Annotated in this window: 15 protein-coding genes; 12 read left to right on the top strand and 3 right to left on the bottom strand. The window is 41.2% G+C overall.

Translation table 11 applies throughout. The features are described 5' to 3' along the window. The first annotated feature begins 10 nt into the window (after positions 1-10). The 8 genes from glmM (at position 11) to CYJ57_RS08035 (ending at position 7,730) form a co-directional block, all read left to right on the top strand. Positions 11-1,381, top strand: a complete 1,371-nt coding sequence (gene glmM / locus CYJ57_RS02895; RefSeq protein WP_101953992.1) for a phosphoglucosamine mutase — start codon at positions 11-13, stop codon at positions 1,379-1,381. 208 nt (positions 1,382-1,589) lie between these two features. Then, positions 1,590-1,961 carry a GrdX family protein gene (locus CYJ57_RS02890; protein WP_006700693.1) on the top strand — a complete coding sequence of 124 codons (372 nt, stop codon included), beginning with the start codon at positions 1,590-1,592 and terminating at the stop codon, positions 1,959-1,961. A gap of 67 nt (positions 1,962-2,028) precedes the next feature. Beyond that, positions 2,029-2,787, top strand: coding sequence for an isochorismatase family protein (locus CYJ57_RS02885; RefSeq protein ID WP_006700694.1), 759 nt, complete (start codon positions 2,029-2,031; stop codon positions 2,785-2,787). A gap of 45 nt (positions 2,788-2,832) precedes the next feature. Further along, positions 2,833-4,248 carry a dihydropyrimidinase gene (gene hydA, locus CYJ57_RS02880; RefSeq protein ID WP_101953991.1) on the top strand — a complete coding sequence of 472 codons (1,416 nt, stop codon included), beginning with the start codon at positions 2,833-2,835 and terminating at the stop codon, positions 4,246-4,248. A gap of 84 nt (positions 4,249-4,332) precedes the next feature. Next, the gene (locus tag CYJ57_RS02875; RefSeq protein ID WP_101953990.1) at positions 4,333-5,616 is read left to right on the top strand and encodes a glycine/sarcosine/betaine reductase component B subunit; all 1,284 of its coding nucleotides are present in this window, start codon (positions 4,333-4,335) and stop codon (positions 5,614-5,616) included. 11 nt (positions 5,617-5,627) lie between these two features. Continuing rightward, the gene (locus CYJ57_RS02870) at positions 5,628-6,926 is read left to right on the top strand and encodes a glycine/betaine/sarcosine/D-proline family reductase selenoprotein B (RefSeq protein ID WP_101953989.1); all 1,299 of its coding nucleotides are present in this window, start codon (positions 5,628-5,630) and stop codon (positions 6,924-6,926) included. 135 nt (positions 6,927-7,061) lie between these two features. Beyond that, entirely contained in the window at positions 7,062-7,391 is a 330-nt protein-coding gene (locus CYJ57_RS02865; protein ID WP_006700699.1) for a cyclic nucleotide-binding domain-containing protein, read from the top strand. Positions 7,392-7,424: 33 nt separating this feature from the next. Then, positions 7,425-7,730, top strand: coding sequence for a Crp/Fnr family transcriptional regulator (locus CYJ57_RS08035; protein WP_101953988.1), 306 nt, complete (start codon positions 7,425-7,427; stop codon positions 7,728-7,730). 94 nt (positions 7,731-7,824) lie between these two features. Here the strand turns inward: CYJ57_RS08035 and CYJ57_RS02855 are convergent, their stop codons facing one another. The 3 genes from CYJ57_RS02855 to CYJ57_RS02845 all read right to left on the bottom strand — a co-directional run bounded on the left by CYJ57_RS02855 (position 7,825) and on the right by CYJ57_RS02845 (position 10,348). After that, complete coding sequence (locus tag CYJ57_RS02855; protein WP_006700701.1) at positions 7,825-8,664, bottom strand: helix-turn-helix domain-containing protein; 840 nt, start codon at positions 8,662-8,664, stop codon at positions 7,825-7,827. Positions 8,665-8,781: 117 nt separating this feature from the next. Continuing rightward, a complete protein-coding gene (locus CYJ57_RS02850; RefSeq protein WP_180764364.1) occupies positions 8,782-9,636 on the bottom strand; it encodes an AraC family transcriptional regulator in 855 nt (284 codons plus the stop codon). Further along, positions 9,620-10,348, bottom strand: a complete 729-nt coding sequence (locus CYJ57_RS02845; protein WP_101953986.1) for a glucosamine-6-phosphate deaminase — start codon at positions 10,346-10,348, stop codon at positions 9,620-9,622. The genes CYJ57_RS02850 and CYJ57_RS02845 overlap by 17 nt, the downstream gene beginning before the upstream one ends. Before the next feature lie 217 nt (positions 10,349-10,565). Between CYJ57_RS02845 and CYJ57_RS02840 the strand changes: the two genes are divergently transcribed. The 4 genes from CYJ57_RS02840 (at position 10,566) to CYJ57_RS02825 (ending at position 13,902) form a co-directional block, all read left to right on the top strand. Then, positions 10,566-11,237: a hypothetical protein gene (locus CYJ57_RS02840; protein WP_101953985.1), complete on the top strand. Its 672-nt coding sequence runs from the start codon at positions 10,566-10,568 to the stop codon at positions 11,235-11,237. 85 nt (positions 11,238-11,322) lie between these two features. Continuing rightward, entirely contained in the window at positions 11,323-12,039 is a 717-nt protein-coding gene (locus CYJ57_RS02835; RefSeq protein ID WP_180764363.1) for an HAD family hydrolase, read from the top strand. A gap of 1 nt (position 12,040) precedes the next feature. Further along, positions 12,041-13,153 carry a hypothetical protein gene (locus CYJ57_RS02830; RefSeq protein WP_101953983.1) on the top strand — a complete coding sequence of 371 codons (1,113 nt, stop codon included), beginning with the start codon at positions 12,041-12,043 and terminating at the stop codon, positions 13,151-13,153. Further along, on the top strand, positions 13,153-13,902 hold the full coding sequence (locus tag CYJ57_RS02825) for a CPBP family intramembrane glutamic endopeptidase (RefSeq protein ID WP_101953982.1): 750 nt from the start codon (positions 13,153-13,155) through the stop codon (positions 13,900-13,902). Before CYJ57_RS02830 ends, CYJ57_RS02825 begins: the two co-directional genes overlap by 1 nt. Positions 13,903-13,930: the final 28 nt, after the last annotated feature.

Genomic DNA, 13,930 nt, shown 5'->3' with positions numbered 1-13,930 from the left:
GAGAAACAACATGGGTAAATATTTTGGAACAGATGGTGTCAGAGGAGTAGCTAACACCGAGCTCACACCGGAACTAGCATTCAAGCTTGGGCGCGCAGGAGGGTATGTATTAATCCAACATACGAGTGAAGAAGAGTTGGCTGACCATGCACCACGCGTTGTTGTGGGAAGAGACACACGTATTTCAAGTCAGATGCTTGAAGCGGCGTTGACAGCAGGGTTATTATCCGTTGGAATTGAAGTGATGCATTGTGGTGTTATTCCAACACCGGGGATTGCTTTTTTAACGACAGATTTAGGCGCCTCAGCGGGCGTAATGATTAGTGCATCGCACAACCCAGCTCAAGATAATGGCATCAAATTCTTTGGCCGAGATGGCTTTAAATTATCTGATGATCAAGAATTAGAGATTGAAGCTTTGCTCGATACTGAAGAAGATACCTTGCCGCGCCCAACTGCCGCAGGATTAGGAACGATCGATGATTATCCAGAAGGCAGTGGTCGTTACGTAAGACATCTACAATCTACCGTACCGGGTGACCTGGCTGGATTGAAAGTTTGTCTCGATGCTGCCAATGGAGCAACCTCTCCGGTGGTTAATCAATTATTTGCGGATTTGGAGACAGACTTCCTTACAATGGGTGACCGTCCTGATGGCTTAAATATCAATGACAAAGTGGGGTCAACGCATCCTGAAGCCTTAAAAGCGATGGTCTTAGAGAAGGAAGCAGATGTTGGTTTAGCTTTCGATGGAGACGGAGATCGAGTGATTGCGGTAGACGAACAGGGCCAAATTGTGGACGGCGATGCAATCATGTTTATTTTAGCGAAGTATCTAAAGGAGCACGGTCGATTAAATGAAGATACCGTCGTATCTACCGTGATGAGTAATATCGGTTTCCATAAAGCGTTAGAAGCTGAAGAGATGACCGCTGTAGAAACTCAAGTAGGGGATCGCTATGTAGTGGAAGCAATGCGCGAAGGTGGTTATAACCTCGGGGGTGAGCAATCCGGGCACGTTATTTTAATGGATTACAACACAACTGGAGATGGTCTTTTAACAGGCATTCAATTATTAAGTGTCATGCGTGATACTGGGCGTAAGTTATCAGAACTAGCCGCTGAAGTTACGATTTATCCTCAAAAGCTCGTCAATATTGCGGTGCATGATAAGCGAACTGTAATGGATCAACCGGAAGTGCAAGAAATTATTCGCCAAAAAGAACAACAACTTCAAGGGCAAGGCAGAATCTTAGTCCGCCCAAGCGGTACGGAACCGATCGTTCGCGTGATGGCTGAAGCGCCAACCGATGAACAAGTCGATGACGTTGTCGATAAAATCGCAGATGTCATTCGTCAGACATGTGGCTTAGAAGAATAAGAAAATAATAAATTTAACAAAAATATTAAGCTGGGAAGGATGCTCGAAAAGGGCTTGCTTTCCAGCTTTTTGAGTGGAAACTCTTCCAAAAAATAGCGATTTTTGGAAATATTTTTCATGAATTATTATCAAATGTTAGAACTCTAACATTTGATAACGATTACATGTGGCATACTGTAGTCAAGGTTATGGAAGAGAGGTTCGACTTATGAAGGAGCGTCAAGTTGCGATCATTTCTAACAATCGATTAATTCAAGATCGTTTTGAAAACGTTATTAGTATTGATGGCGACTTTCGGGATGTATTACTTAAGGTGAGAGATTATATTCACCTTAATTACCGGCCGGTTACGCATCCCCTTCCTTCTTCGAGTCGAATGTTTCTTTCACCGATACGTACAATTATTTTAACAAAAGGAATGCTTAGCGATTCAATTGAAGTAATTGAAAGTTCAATCCAAAAGTATGACACTACACTTGGAGAGCGTCAGCCGGATTGGGCGCATCGTGAAGATTATGAGTTGATCGATGCCGAACTCTTCCAATCTTCTCTTGCTGAGATAGGTTATCTCTTTAGTTAAGGTGATGTACAAGAAGTAACTGTTGATTACATGTCTTAAAATAATAAAAATACGGAGGTTTGCAACAATGGCTGAAAACAAAGATTACAAATTCGTAGATGAGTATGGTTTTAATGAAGAAGCACTTAAAGAAGCATTTGCTGAAGCGCGTCGTATTTATAAAGAGCGTGGATTCATGCGTGAGATGGGTGTAGGTAAAGCACCTGCAATTACAACAGTTGACATGGCTAAAGCATGGATGTCTGAAGGACACCCATTCACATGTAACCATGCGGAAGAAGTATGTGCGAATGCACTGAAAGTTCTTAACGCAGCTCGTAAATCAGGAGTGCCAATTTTCCATACAACGACAGGTTATGTAGGAACTGAACAATGGGATCTTCCTCGTTGGGATGAGAAAATTCCTATGCACTCATTAGACATCAACTCTCACTGGATGGAAATCGATCCGAAATTAGAACCAAGACCAGAAGAGCCAGTGATCCACAAAAAGTTTGCATCTAACTTCTTTGGTACTCACTTAGCATCAACCTTAACTTACTTAGGTGTTGATACGGTAATCGTTATGGGTGCTACAGCTTGTGCATGTGTACGCCATACTGCGATGGATTCTACAGGATATGGATTCAAGACATTAATTCCTGAAGGAACAATTGGAGACCGTGTACCAGGTGTTATCGAGTGGAACTTATTCGATATCGAAGCTAAATTCGGTGACGTATGGCCAGTAGACAAAGTGGTTGAATACTTAGAAGGTATCGACCCATCTGTATACCGCCGTCCAGAGCGTCGTGACGAAGAAAAAGTTAAAGCTGTTGACGCATAGTTAAGCCGTATTACCAATCGGTAATCAATGCTAAGGAGTGAAATAATGGGATTATTAATTAAAAATGGCCGAATCGTTACTCCTACGTCAGAATATATTGCAGATATCTTAGTTGAAAATGAAAAAATTGAGTTAGTCGGTGAAAATATCCCAGAAGATGGTCATGAAGTTGTCGATGCCTCCGGGAAATATGTATTTCCTGGAGGGGTTGATAACCATGTTCATATGGGACCATTTGATACCTATGGCTTTGAGACATCCCATGCTGCACTAGTAGGGGGGACTACGACATTAGTTGACTTTGCCCCTCAAGACAAGGGCAAGGGTGTTATCGAGTCGATGCATCGTCACAAAGACGAAAAAGCAGATGGGATTGCATCAGTAGACTATTCTTTCCATGGAATGGTAATGGATACTTCTGAAGCTGTTTTAGATGAAATACCAAAAATGGTAGAAAATGGCATTGTCAACTTGAAATTTTTCATGGCATACAACGGAACACCTTTCCACGTTGAAGATGACTTAATCTTCAAGGCGATGCAGCTCTGTAGAGATCATGGGATTACTGTGATGACTCACTGTGAAAATGGCGACATGATTGAAGTGTTGGTCGACGAATTACATGCAATGGGGCAAAAAGCACCAATTAACCATTCATACTCTCGTCCACCGCTAGTTGAAGATGAAGCGACACAACGCGCGATTTATTTAGCAGAGATGGCAGATTGTCCTCTGTTCGTCGTTCATGTTACTTCTAAAGGGGCGCTGAAGAACTTAGTCAGGGCAGCTCGCGAAGGTAAAGATGTTTATGGAGAAACGTGTGCGCATTATTTAACATTAGATGAATCATTCTTCTTGAAAGATAATTTTGAAGGAGCCAAATATGTTTGTGCGCCTGCTTTAAGAACGAAAGACCACTTAGAAGCTTTATGGAAAGCGGTGAAAAATGACGAGCTTAAAGCGATTTCGTCAGACCATGCCGCAGTCGTAGGTGGTTTTGAAGCGAAGAAAAAGGGTATCGATGATTTTGCGAAGATTCCTAACGGAGCACCAGGTATGCAAGATCGACTTCATATGATCTGGACTCAAGGTGTTGAGAAAGGCAAAATTACGCCTCAAGACTTTGTGCGCTTATGTATGGAGAACCCAGCTAAAATTTGTGGAATTTACCCTCAAAAAGGAGCGATTTTACCGGGATCTGATGCAGATATCTTAATTTGGGACCCTGAGTATGAAGGCGTTATTACTCACGCGAATAGCTATGAAGGAACCGACTACGCATTGTATGAAGGTTTCGAACAAAAAGGTCGTGCAGATAAAGTATATCTTCGCGGAAACCTTGTTGCTGAAAAAGGTGAGTTCGTAGGTGAAAAAGGTACAGGTAAATATATCGAACCTAAACCATACGCTTTATGTTATCAAAATTATAAACCTAAAGAAGATAAAAGAATTAGAGCATAGTGCTCAATTCAAGCATACAGAAAAGAAGGGGGATTGTTTCGGCAATTCCTCTTTTATAATCAGAAAAATTGAAGAGGTGATAAGATGAAGTTAGAGCTACAAGAAATTGTAATTAATGATGTAAAATTTGGTGATCAAACAGCAGTACAAGACCAAACATTAATCATTAATCAAACAGAAATGGCGGAGTATTTAGCAAAAATAGATTATGTTAAAGAAGTCACCATTGATCTGGCTCGTCCAGGCGAACGTGTTCGGATTATTCCGGTAAAAGACTGTATTGAGCCACGCTATCGTGTCGATGGCGAATCGTCATTCCCAGGTGTGACTGGTCCTGCAGAACAAACAGGTGACGGCGTCACGAAAGTGATGAAAAATGTAGCGGTCGTAACTGTAGGGGACATTGTTGGTTTCCAAGAAGGGATTATCGATATGTGGGGCGAAGGGGCCAAATGGACACCATTTTCTAAAACATTGAATGTGGTTGTTGATATCGTACCTGAAGAGGGCATCGAGCCACATGTTCATGAGGAAACGTGTCGAATCGTGGGACTCAAGGCCAGTGAATATTTAGGTCGAGTGGTAAAAGAACATGAACCGGACCATGTTAAAGTCTATGAAGTCGAAGACCTTGTAACAGGATTAGATAAACATAAAGGACTACCACGCGTAGCTTATGTGCAAATGATGATCGCTCAAGGCTTACTTCATGATGGGTACGTCTATGGTGTCGACATTAAGAATTCATTGCCAACCTTACTGAATCCTCTGGAAGAAATTGATGGGGCAGTGATTTCTGGGAACTGTGTGGCGGCTTGTGATAAGATCACAACTTACCAACATCAAAATAATGCGGTCGTAAAAGAGTTGCTCGAACTTCATGGCAAAGAGCTTAACTTCGTTGGACTCATTGTGGTGCCAGAGTTGACTACCCTTGACGGGAAATATCGTACGCGAGACTTTACGGTGAAGTTATGTAAGATGCTTGAAGTAGATGGGGTTATTATCTCTGAAGAAGGCTATGGAAACCCAGACTCAGACTTAGTCATGATTTGTGAAGGTGTTGAACAAGCTGGCATTAAGTCCGTATTAATTACCGACGAATGTTCAGGTTGGGATGGCGATTCACAACCATTAACAGATACGAAAGAAGAAGCTGTCGCTGTTATTTCAACAGGAAACGTTTCTCACTTAGTACATCTTGAAGCAGCTGAAAGAGTCTTAGGTGATGAGAAGGCTGTAGCGAACTTAGCCGGAGGTTGGGAAGGTAGCTTGGCAGAAGATGGTACGATGACCGTTGAGCTAAACGCCGTCATCGGAGCCACGTCTGAAATAGGTTATCATAACTTAACCGTAGAAGAAGTGTAAGGAGGTGTCACATGAAAAAAGTACTATACTATGTTAACCAGTTCTTTGGACAAATCGGGGGTGAAGATCAAGCCCATATCGAACCACGACTTGTAGAAGGAACCGTGGGTCCTTCAATGGCCTTCTCGAATATGTTAGAAGGTGCGGAAGTCACGCACACGATTATTTGTGGGGATAACTACTTTAATGAACATAAAGAAGACGCTATGAAGTTTGTGCAAGATGCATTTGAGGAGGTTCAACCTGATCTAGTCGTTGCAGGCCCTGCATTCAATGCGGGACGTTACGGTATGGCGGTTGCAGGGGTAGCTGAAGCGCTTAAAGGTAAAGTGCCGATTTTGACATCCATGTATGAGGAAAACCCTGGGGTTGACGCGTGTCGTTCCATTGCATATATTGTTCCAACTGGAGAGTCCGCAGCAGCGATGCGAAAAACATTGCCTGCTTTAGCCGAATTGGCGAACAAAATTTTAGCAGGTAAAGCGGTCAAAGCCAAGGAAGATGGCTATATGCTTCAAGGACGCCGCTTGACAATTCATGCGGAAGATATTGGGGCTCGACGCGCAGTCAATATGTTGGTAAAACGTTTCAAAGGAGAAGAATTTGAGACAGAATTACCAATGCCCGAATTTGATTATGTGGATCCGGCAGCACCGATCGCTGATCTATCGAAGGCCACGATTGCACTTGTAACGACCGGGGGGATGGTTCCGAATGGAAACCCTGATCACTTACAATCTGCTTCAGCCCAGAAATGGGTAAAATATGATGTTTCAAGCTTAGATGAACTGAAAGGTGTCTATCAAACTGTTCACGGTGGGTTTGACCCGGTCTATGCTAATGAACGTGCCGACCGTGTGGCGCCACTTGATGAATTGAAGCGCCTCGAAAAAGAAGGCAAGATTGGTAAAGTGTTTGAATACTTCTATTCAACAACGGGAACTGGGACATCGGTTGCGAACTCTGAAAAATTTGGTCAAGAGATTGGGAAGGAATTGAAAGAATCCGGAGTTGATGGCGTGATTCTAACTTCCACTTGAGGGACCTGTACACGTTGCGGAGCAACGATGGTAAAAGAAATCGAGCGGTACGGGTTACCGATCGTCCATATGGCAACGATTACTACTATTTCAGAATCAGTTGGAGCTAACCGAATTGTTCCAACGGTAGCAATACCTTACCCGGTGGGTAATCCTGAATTAGGCACGAATGAAGACCGTCAGGTGCGCGATGAGCTCGTTGAACGAGCAGTAGAATCATTGGCCACTGCAGTTGAAAAACCTACGGTTTTCCAAAAAGCGAGCCATTAATTTATTTGATTTTCGACCTCTTAAATGCGGTGCATTTGAGAGGTTTTTTGTATAGAAAAATTATTTGATTGATGAAAACGTTTTTGATATATTGTAAAGTATAAAATAAATATTATGAAAGGCAGGAGTACTAGAATGTATAAAGAACTACTTGATTTTCATATATTTGAAGGCATCTCTGAACAATCGAAAGAGAGAATCATGAAAATTCCGATTCTTTATAAAGAATATGAAGCGGAAGAAATAGTTTCTTTTTTTGGAGAAGAGCTTAAATATATTCATTTTATTTTAAAAGGTACTTTAAAAACAACAGAGTATTCCATTCAAGGAAGAGAAATCGTCTCGTCATATTATCCTAAACGAAGTATCTTCCCATTTTACTTACTTTATTCTGGTGCTCAAACTCAGCCTTACAATATCACTTGCTTTAAAGATGCTCAGGTCATCCATGTCCCTGCAACATGACTCGACAAAGTGATCCGGGACGATCCACAACTTATGTTGAATATCATAAAATTCATCTCAGAATACTGTTATTATAACAAACGAGTAATTCGAACTACGATATATTCAAAGGTAATTGAACGTCTTGCCTTTTGGTTACTCACTTCTAATGAAATAGCCCCGAACAAGATTCTTATGCCGGGAACGCAGGCCGTGTTTGCGGATATACTTCAAACATCCCGCTCGACATTGAATCAAGAGTTACAAAAATTAAAAGAGGCAGGTGCTATTTCAGTTAAAGGCTCCTATATTTCAATCCATAATCGAGAATATTTAGAAAAGATCATTGGAGACGCTTAGTACAAGCAACAATCAAAAACTGTCAAATATTAAAACCTAGCAACTTGACTATACAAGCTGCTAGGTTTTTGTGTGTCTTCGTATTACTAAGAGGTTAGCTGTTTTTCTTACGGTGACGCTCACCGAAGCCTAATAAGCTATAGCGTTTACGGTATTCCGTAGGGGTACAATGATTGGCTTCTTTAAAGGTCTTAGTAAAGTGAGAAGGTGAGTGGAATCCAACCATATCTGAAATATCTGAAACTTTAGTATCGGTCTGTGATAAGAGGCGTTCGCCTTCTTGAAGTCGTACATGAATTAAATAATCAATGGGTGAAAGACCTGTCTTCTGTTTGAACAATCGGATTAAGTAGTACTTATTAATACCGACTAATTCTGAAAGTTGAGACAGCGTGATTTTGTGCATGTAGTTTTCACTAATAAAATCAAGCAATTTATCGATATCATCGTGCTTTATCTTAATGCTGGCATCTTTAATCGATAAGCTATCATTGCGTAAGATATGAACGAGCATTGATTCAGTTATTTTTCGTAAAATCATATCCGTTCCGCGGAATGGATTGGCTTGTTCGAGTACTGCCAATTCGAGGTAATCACGAATAAGTCCTGACTCATCTATAGAGGTAAAGACGGCTTGTTTTGAGTTAATATCATTGCTAGAAGTAAATAAAATTCCCTGAAGGGTAATCATCGTGCAATCAATATTCCGAATAGCTTTGAGATAAACTTCTGTTTGCGGGTTGACAATTAATATTCCACGTTTAGCTAAATCCCCGCTCAACCCACTATCTTCGTAGCTCGCTGCTCCTTTGTTGATATAGCAGATAATCACATTGTCGTCCGAGTAAATTCGTTCGACATCTCCTACCGAGATAGCGGTATGCTCAACCGACTGTAAATTAATCGATGATGAACTAATGTTAGAGATATACATCGATTCGCTCCTTTCTATATATTATATTCGTTTCATTTAAACTATATATCCATAATATAATGATATTATAAAAATGAACCTCTATCAACAAATTTTTTCAAAAAATATAAAAATTTTTTATCGCAAATTTATTTTGTTTCGCTTGCGATACTCCGTTGGTGTTAAGTGGTAAGTCCGCTTAAAGTAAGTTGCAAAGTAACTTTTTGAACGAAAGCCGGATTCGTCTGCAATTTGTTGGATAGAAAGACATGAATTTTGGAGAAGATCACAAGCATGTTCAAGACGTAATTGAATCCAATATTCTTGGGGAGAGCAACCTGTTTCAGCCTTAAATTGTGTCGAAAGAAACCAAGAGCTTCGCTGTATATGATTCGCAACTTCTTGAATCGAAAGATCTGTCCGAAAATGATGATGAATATATAGGGTAGCTTGGTGGATTAATGGGGATAAAGAGGGAAGATTAGGTTCTGAGTCATGAGTCCAATAACTAAGTAAGTGGTTGAAGACCATCGTTTGAAGTGTTTCACTATTAGGAATATGTCTCAGATGATTGAGCGACTCGATTGATTTATGTAGAAGCATATCAAGACCTTGAGAATGTTGAGAAGGGAGTATGGTAACGAAAGAAGTGTCAAAGGCTAGCATCGGTTGCGTCGGTGATTGGAGTTCGAAAGTCCAAATAACGTAGTTTAGTGGAGAATTCAGAGTAGTTTGTAATTTGTACCGCTGGTGCGGATTTATCCAGAAGGCTTGGGAATGGATGACTTGAGTGGATTGATTGATCGTGTTGAGTAATCCAGAACCTCGAAGAATATAAAGTAATTGGTATTCCCTCGATTGAATCCACCGTGTCTGGCAGTCATCCGGGAGATGAAACTCACGGTGGCTCATTTTGAGAACCGACAGATCTGTGGCTGCAGTACGGTTGGCACTGCAGCCATTGATCTGATGTATGTTAATTAACTCGCTCATAGTGTTCTGGTTCAAGTTGGCTGGCAGCGGCTTCATCTAAGAGAATGTAACAATCTGGGTGGTTTTGTAAGATACTGGCGGGAACCGCTTCGCTGATAGGTCCTTCAACGGTATCGTGGATGGCCTGCGCTTTATTTTCGCCAAATGCCAGTAAAATAATCTTTTTCGCACCCATAATGGATTGGATTCCCATCGAGTAAGCTTGTTTAGGGACATCTTCCATCCGTTCGAAGAAGCGTTGGTTGGCTTGAATGGTTGATTCGGTCAGGTCAACTAAGCTTGTTTTCGAATTAAAGGATGTCCCAGGTTCGTTAAAGCCAATATGCGCATTTTGTCCGATTCCTAAAATTTGCAGATCAATCGGATTGTCTTCAATTAGCTGGTCATATCGAGCTGTTTCTTGAAGCGGATCGGTATTTGTCCCGTCGGGTAAGTAATGATGTGCAAAGGGTTTTGCATGAAAGAGTTGTTCATTCATATAGTAAGCGTAGCTTTGAGGGTGATCGGCGCTCAGCCCGTAATATTCATCCAAGTTGATCGATGTTGCCTGAGTAAAGTCCAAGTCAGACTCACGTAGCAGTTGATACAGTGGCTCGGGTGTCGAACCAGTCGCTAGACCAAAGGTTGTGGCCCCGTCTTTTAAGGCTTGCTCAAACTGATTGTAAGCATATTGCGCAGCAGATTGAGCGTTATCGAATACGATGACTTTCATAAAATACCTCCTATAGTAATTCGCTGTAGTTATATCATAACGCGAAAAAAAGCGAGCGACAATTATTTTTTTATGACGGTGTTGTCTTTGTGAAGTAACTTTTGTTGATATTATATTAGTATCGTAAGACAAAACGATTAAATCACTATCCAAACTCGGGAAATATGGTAAAATAAGACTACATATAATCCAATAAATTAAAGGAGGTGGGCTTAAAATGTTCAAGGATAGAAAATTTCACAAAGTCGTTAAGCCGTTCGTTCTATTGATGGCGATCATATGTGGTCTGAATGCTGTTGATATCAATCGAGCGACTGGCGCGAGTGTGTTAACGAAGCGACCGTTGATTTTGCAGGCATTGACAAGTACTACCCAAGAAACAACGACCAAGTCTGATGAAACGACTGAAGAATCAGTAAAAGAAGAGGAGGAAGGGTCAGAAGAGTCAACGTCTTCCGAAGAACCCTCGACGGAACTCCCCCCACCACCCGATCCACCTCAAACACAACCAGATTCTACTACGACGACAACAACTGTAGAAGAGATTGTTACTGAGAGTACGGAAGAAACAAGCGAGACAACAGAAGTTCAAACAACCGAAGAAGAGACGGAGACTATGACGAAGGAAGCCGATAAAGTAAAAAAATCAGCGCCGGTTAATCGAGTACCATCGAGCCGTCCGACCATTTCAATGGTTGCGAAGAAAGTACCATCGAGTTTAACGGATTTGCAACGATTTTGTCATTACACTCAATTAGCGCTATTAAGTCAGCAAGAGGTGATGAAGTTAAGTACACCGGCTTATATTCCACCGATTGTCGGAACACTGATTAATGAGGGGTTAAATTGGCTTGCCACAAATGAAATTTATTTCTCAACGAACGATTAGGAATTAGCGATTGGATTCGCCTTAAGCGTTCGTTTTTTTGATGCGGTATGATAGAATATGGGTACGAATCAATCAAGGAGGACCTATGACAATACGAGCGATTATCTTCGATAAAGATGGCACACTGATCTCGGCCACACAGGCCTGGTCGATTCCTTCAATCCAAGCGACAGACTATTTGTTAAATCAATCGGACCTTGCGGAAGCGAAGCAGCAAGAGATTGCGAAGTTAGCAGGGATCGAACACGATCAATTGCAACCGAATTCGCTTTTTTTAGCAGGGAGTATTCGCGATCAGGCGCAGTTCTTCGCTGAATATGTCCCACTGGATTGTCAAGAAATCGAGCAAATTCTCGTAGATTACTACTATCAGTTTCAACAACAAGAATTAAGCGATGCATTAATTGAGCCGGGAGTGATAGAGTTATTGCAAACACTCGCACCGCATTATCATATTGGTTTAATTACGAATGACCATTATCTACTAACCCATCATATGTTAGAGGAACTGAAGTTACTTGATTATTTCGATTTTATTGGCTGTGCGGATCAATACGGTCCCAAGCCGAATCCTCAGGCATTGCATGAATTTTCCCGGCGTTTTGACATTGGGTTACATGAAATGGTCTATGTTGGGGATTCTCAATTAGATATGGCCTATGGTAAGTGGACGCGCGCTTCGATTGCGTACGATCCCACAGGGCAAGCGGATTATTTAAGTGATGCTGATTACCAATTACGTCATTTTAGTGAATTACCCTTAGTCATTGATGCAATCGATGAAGAAGATCGGAGGAAATAATATGAATAAAACAATCAAAAAATGGCTAACATGCTTGACGGTGCTAGCGCTCCTTCCCGTTACAAGTATTAAAGCCGATAATTTAACGCCAATTAAACGAATTGAGTGGAAAGGGTCGAATTCGGAAGCGTCCACAGAGGAACCGTCAACGGATTCGGAAGAGACGATGGAAGCGGAGGAATCTCCTGAAGGTGAACAAGAAAGAACAGATTCAGCTGAGGAATTATCGACCGACCAAATTAGTCATGAGAGTCCTTTAGAATTTGTTAAAACATTAAGTCGCGTGAAGCAACGTAGTTTGGAGTATGTTTCATTTGCTAAGGGTGAAGAGACGATGAGCCTCTTATCACATACGTTACATAAAGATGGTGACCGTTACTTTATTGCGCAAGTCTATCCGCCATTCTTACCTTATACTCAATATGTTGAAAGTGATCGTCAATCGATTCAACAAGCGTACCTGTCAATTGATGAGTTAAAAGCTTATGCAGCCGACGCATTGGAACAACAGCCTCAAATTTATCAAGAGAGTCCGGTCGCGCAACTTCACGACTTCTTCCAGCGGAACGAAGCAGCACCTGACTTAAGTGATAAGTGTTTGGTCATCGATCCACAAAATAGCCGACTCGGTCCAATTGTAATGGATATGTTCACGATTGAGACCTTCCTGATGGATGTGATCGAAGAGTGGTTAGGCTATGATTCTGTCAATGAGGCTTTTATGGAGACGGAATTAGGGATCCAAGTTGATATTCATGGAGCGAACGGTGAATTGTTCAACCAAATTGCACAAGAACGTATGAGTAATTACCCAGGCATCGAGTCCTTTATGGAACAATTCAGCCAAGGTATCGCTGGTACTTTAATGATTAACTATGATAAAAATCTCCTCGGATTAGGATTGATTGCAGAAGCTACGGATGAATTGGTGACGGGTTCTGAAATATACCTTGAAGCATCTGAAGATGCGCTCCCACCTTTTGCAGCCGATCAATTAATTACAACTGACCAATTCAATGAGCTGGTAGGTTTTGATGTCTTAAAAGAATTGAATGAATTCGAAGCGAGCTTAACCGCCGATCAATTTGTGCCAGTAGAGGAGAGTGGTGAATAATGAAATTAGGATCTATGAAAGCCCCTTGGGGGGACCAAGTTAAAGGTAGTTGGTGGAAAGCTTTATTAATTGTCATCGTCTATTTTGTTTTGCGCGTGATGTTTGAATCTTGGATGTATGCTCAAGGTGCCTTAAAAGTTACTGCAGAACCGACACTCGATATGTTACAAGACCCCGAATTTTTGGGTCAAGTCTTCCAAGTGACTCAAGTGGAAAGTGTTGTCGGGGGCATTCTTTTAACATTATTCGTGATTGGTGTCAGTTATAAAGTTGGCTTCCGTTTCTTCCAATTTAAGACAATGAATTGGAAAAATATCTTTCAAGCTTTAGGGATTTATCTAGGATTTTTTGCACTTCAAATCGCATGGGGTGCACTAGTGACCCAAGTTGCCCCAGAATATACCCAACCTGATAATCAAACGCTTGTCCAAGAGATGGTCGGTAATATGAACTTAATTTATGCCTTTATTACGGTCGTAATTATTGCCCCTATCGTCGAAGAATATTTATTGCGTGGGTTGATTATGAAGTATATCTTCACCTATACACCTGTGTTGGGCTTTATTGTCTCTTCAATTATTTTTGCCCTATTACATTCACCCGCTAACTGGATTGATTTTACGACCTACTTTATTCTTTCTGCTTGTTTAGCTGGAGTGTACTGGTATTCACGTCGATTAGAATATTCTATCTTTTTACATATGGTACAAAACTTGATTGGATTCTTAACGATTATTTCCATGAGTTAGTGAGTTAGTGCTTCAAGTTTTTTAAAAT

The sequence above is a fragment of the Falseniella ignava genome (assembly GCF_002847645.1).
In the GTDB taxonomy this organism is placed as follows: Bacteria; Bacillota; Bacilli; order Lactobacillales; family Aerococcaceae; genus Falseniella; species Falseniella ignava.
Note: the sequence above shows the minus strand (reverse complement) of the source record. Positions and strands in the feature narration are given on the sequence as shown.

Excerpts from the sequence above, each read along its gene's own strand:
- glmM (WP_101953992.1), top strand. The coding sequence starts at position 11 with ATGGGTAAATATTTTGGAACAGATGGTGTCAGAGGAGTAGCTAACACC.
- CYJ57_RS02890 (WP_006700693.1), top strand. The coding sequence starts at position 1,590 with ATGAAGGAGCGTCAAGTTGCGATCATTTCTAACAATCGATTAATTCAA.
- CYJ57_RS02885 (WP_006700694.1), top strand. The coding sequence starts at position 2,029 with ATGGCTGAAAACAAAGATTACAAATTCGTAGATGAGTATGGTTTTAAT.
- hydA (WP_101953991.1), top strand. The coding sequence starts at position 2,833 with ATGGGATTATTAATTAAAAATGGCCGAATCGTTACTCCTACGTCAGAA.
- CYJ57_RS02875 (WP_101953990.1), top strand. The coding sequence starts at position 4,333 with ATGAAGTTAGAGCTACAAGAAATTGTAATTAATGATGTAAAATTTGGT.
- CYJ57_RS02865 (WP_006700699.1), top strand. The coding sequence starts at position 7,062 with ATGTATAAAGAACTACTTGATTTTCATATATTTGAAGGCATCTCTGAA.
- CYJ57_RS08035 (WP_101953988.1), top strand. The coding sequence starts at position 7,425 with ATGTTGAATATCATAAAATTCATCTCAGAATACTGTTATTATAACAAA.
- CYJ57_RS02855 (WP_006700701.1), bottom strand. The coding sequence starts at position 8,664 with ATGTATATCTCTAACATTAGTTCATCATCGATTAATTTACAGTCGGTT.
- CYJ57_RS02850 (WP_180764364.1), bottom strand. The coding sequence starts at position 9,636 with ATGAGCGAGTTAATTAACATACATCAGATCAATGGCTGCAGTGCCAAC.
- CYJ57_RS02845 (WP_101953986.1), bottom strand. The coding sequence starts at position 10,348 with ATGAAAGTCATCGTATTCGATAACGCTCAATCTGCTGCGCAATATGCT.
- CYJ57_RS02840 (WP_101953985.1), top strand. The coding sequence starts at position 10,566 with ATGTTCAAGGATAGAAAATTTCACAAAGTCGTTAAGCCGTTCGTTCTA.
- CYJ57_RS02835 (WP_180764363.1), top strand. The coding sequence starts at position 11,323 with ATGACAATACGAGCGATTATCTTCGATAAAGATGGCACACTGATCTCG.
- CYJ57_RS02830 (WP_101953983.1), top strand. The coding sequence starts at position 12,041 with ATGAATAAAACAATCAAAAAATGGCTAACATGCTTGACGGTGCTAGCG.
- CYJ57_RS02825 (WP_101953982.1), top strand. The coding sequence starts at position 13,153 with ATGAAATTAGGATCTATGAAAGCCCCTTGGGGGGACCAAGTTAAAGGT.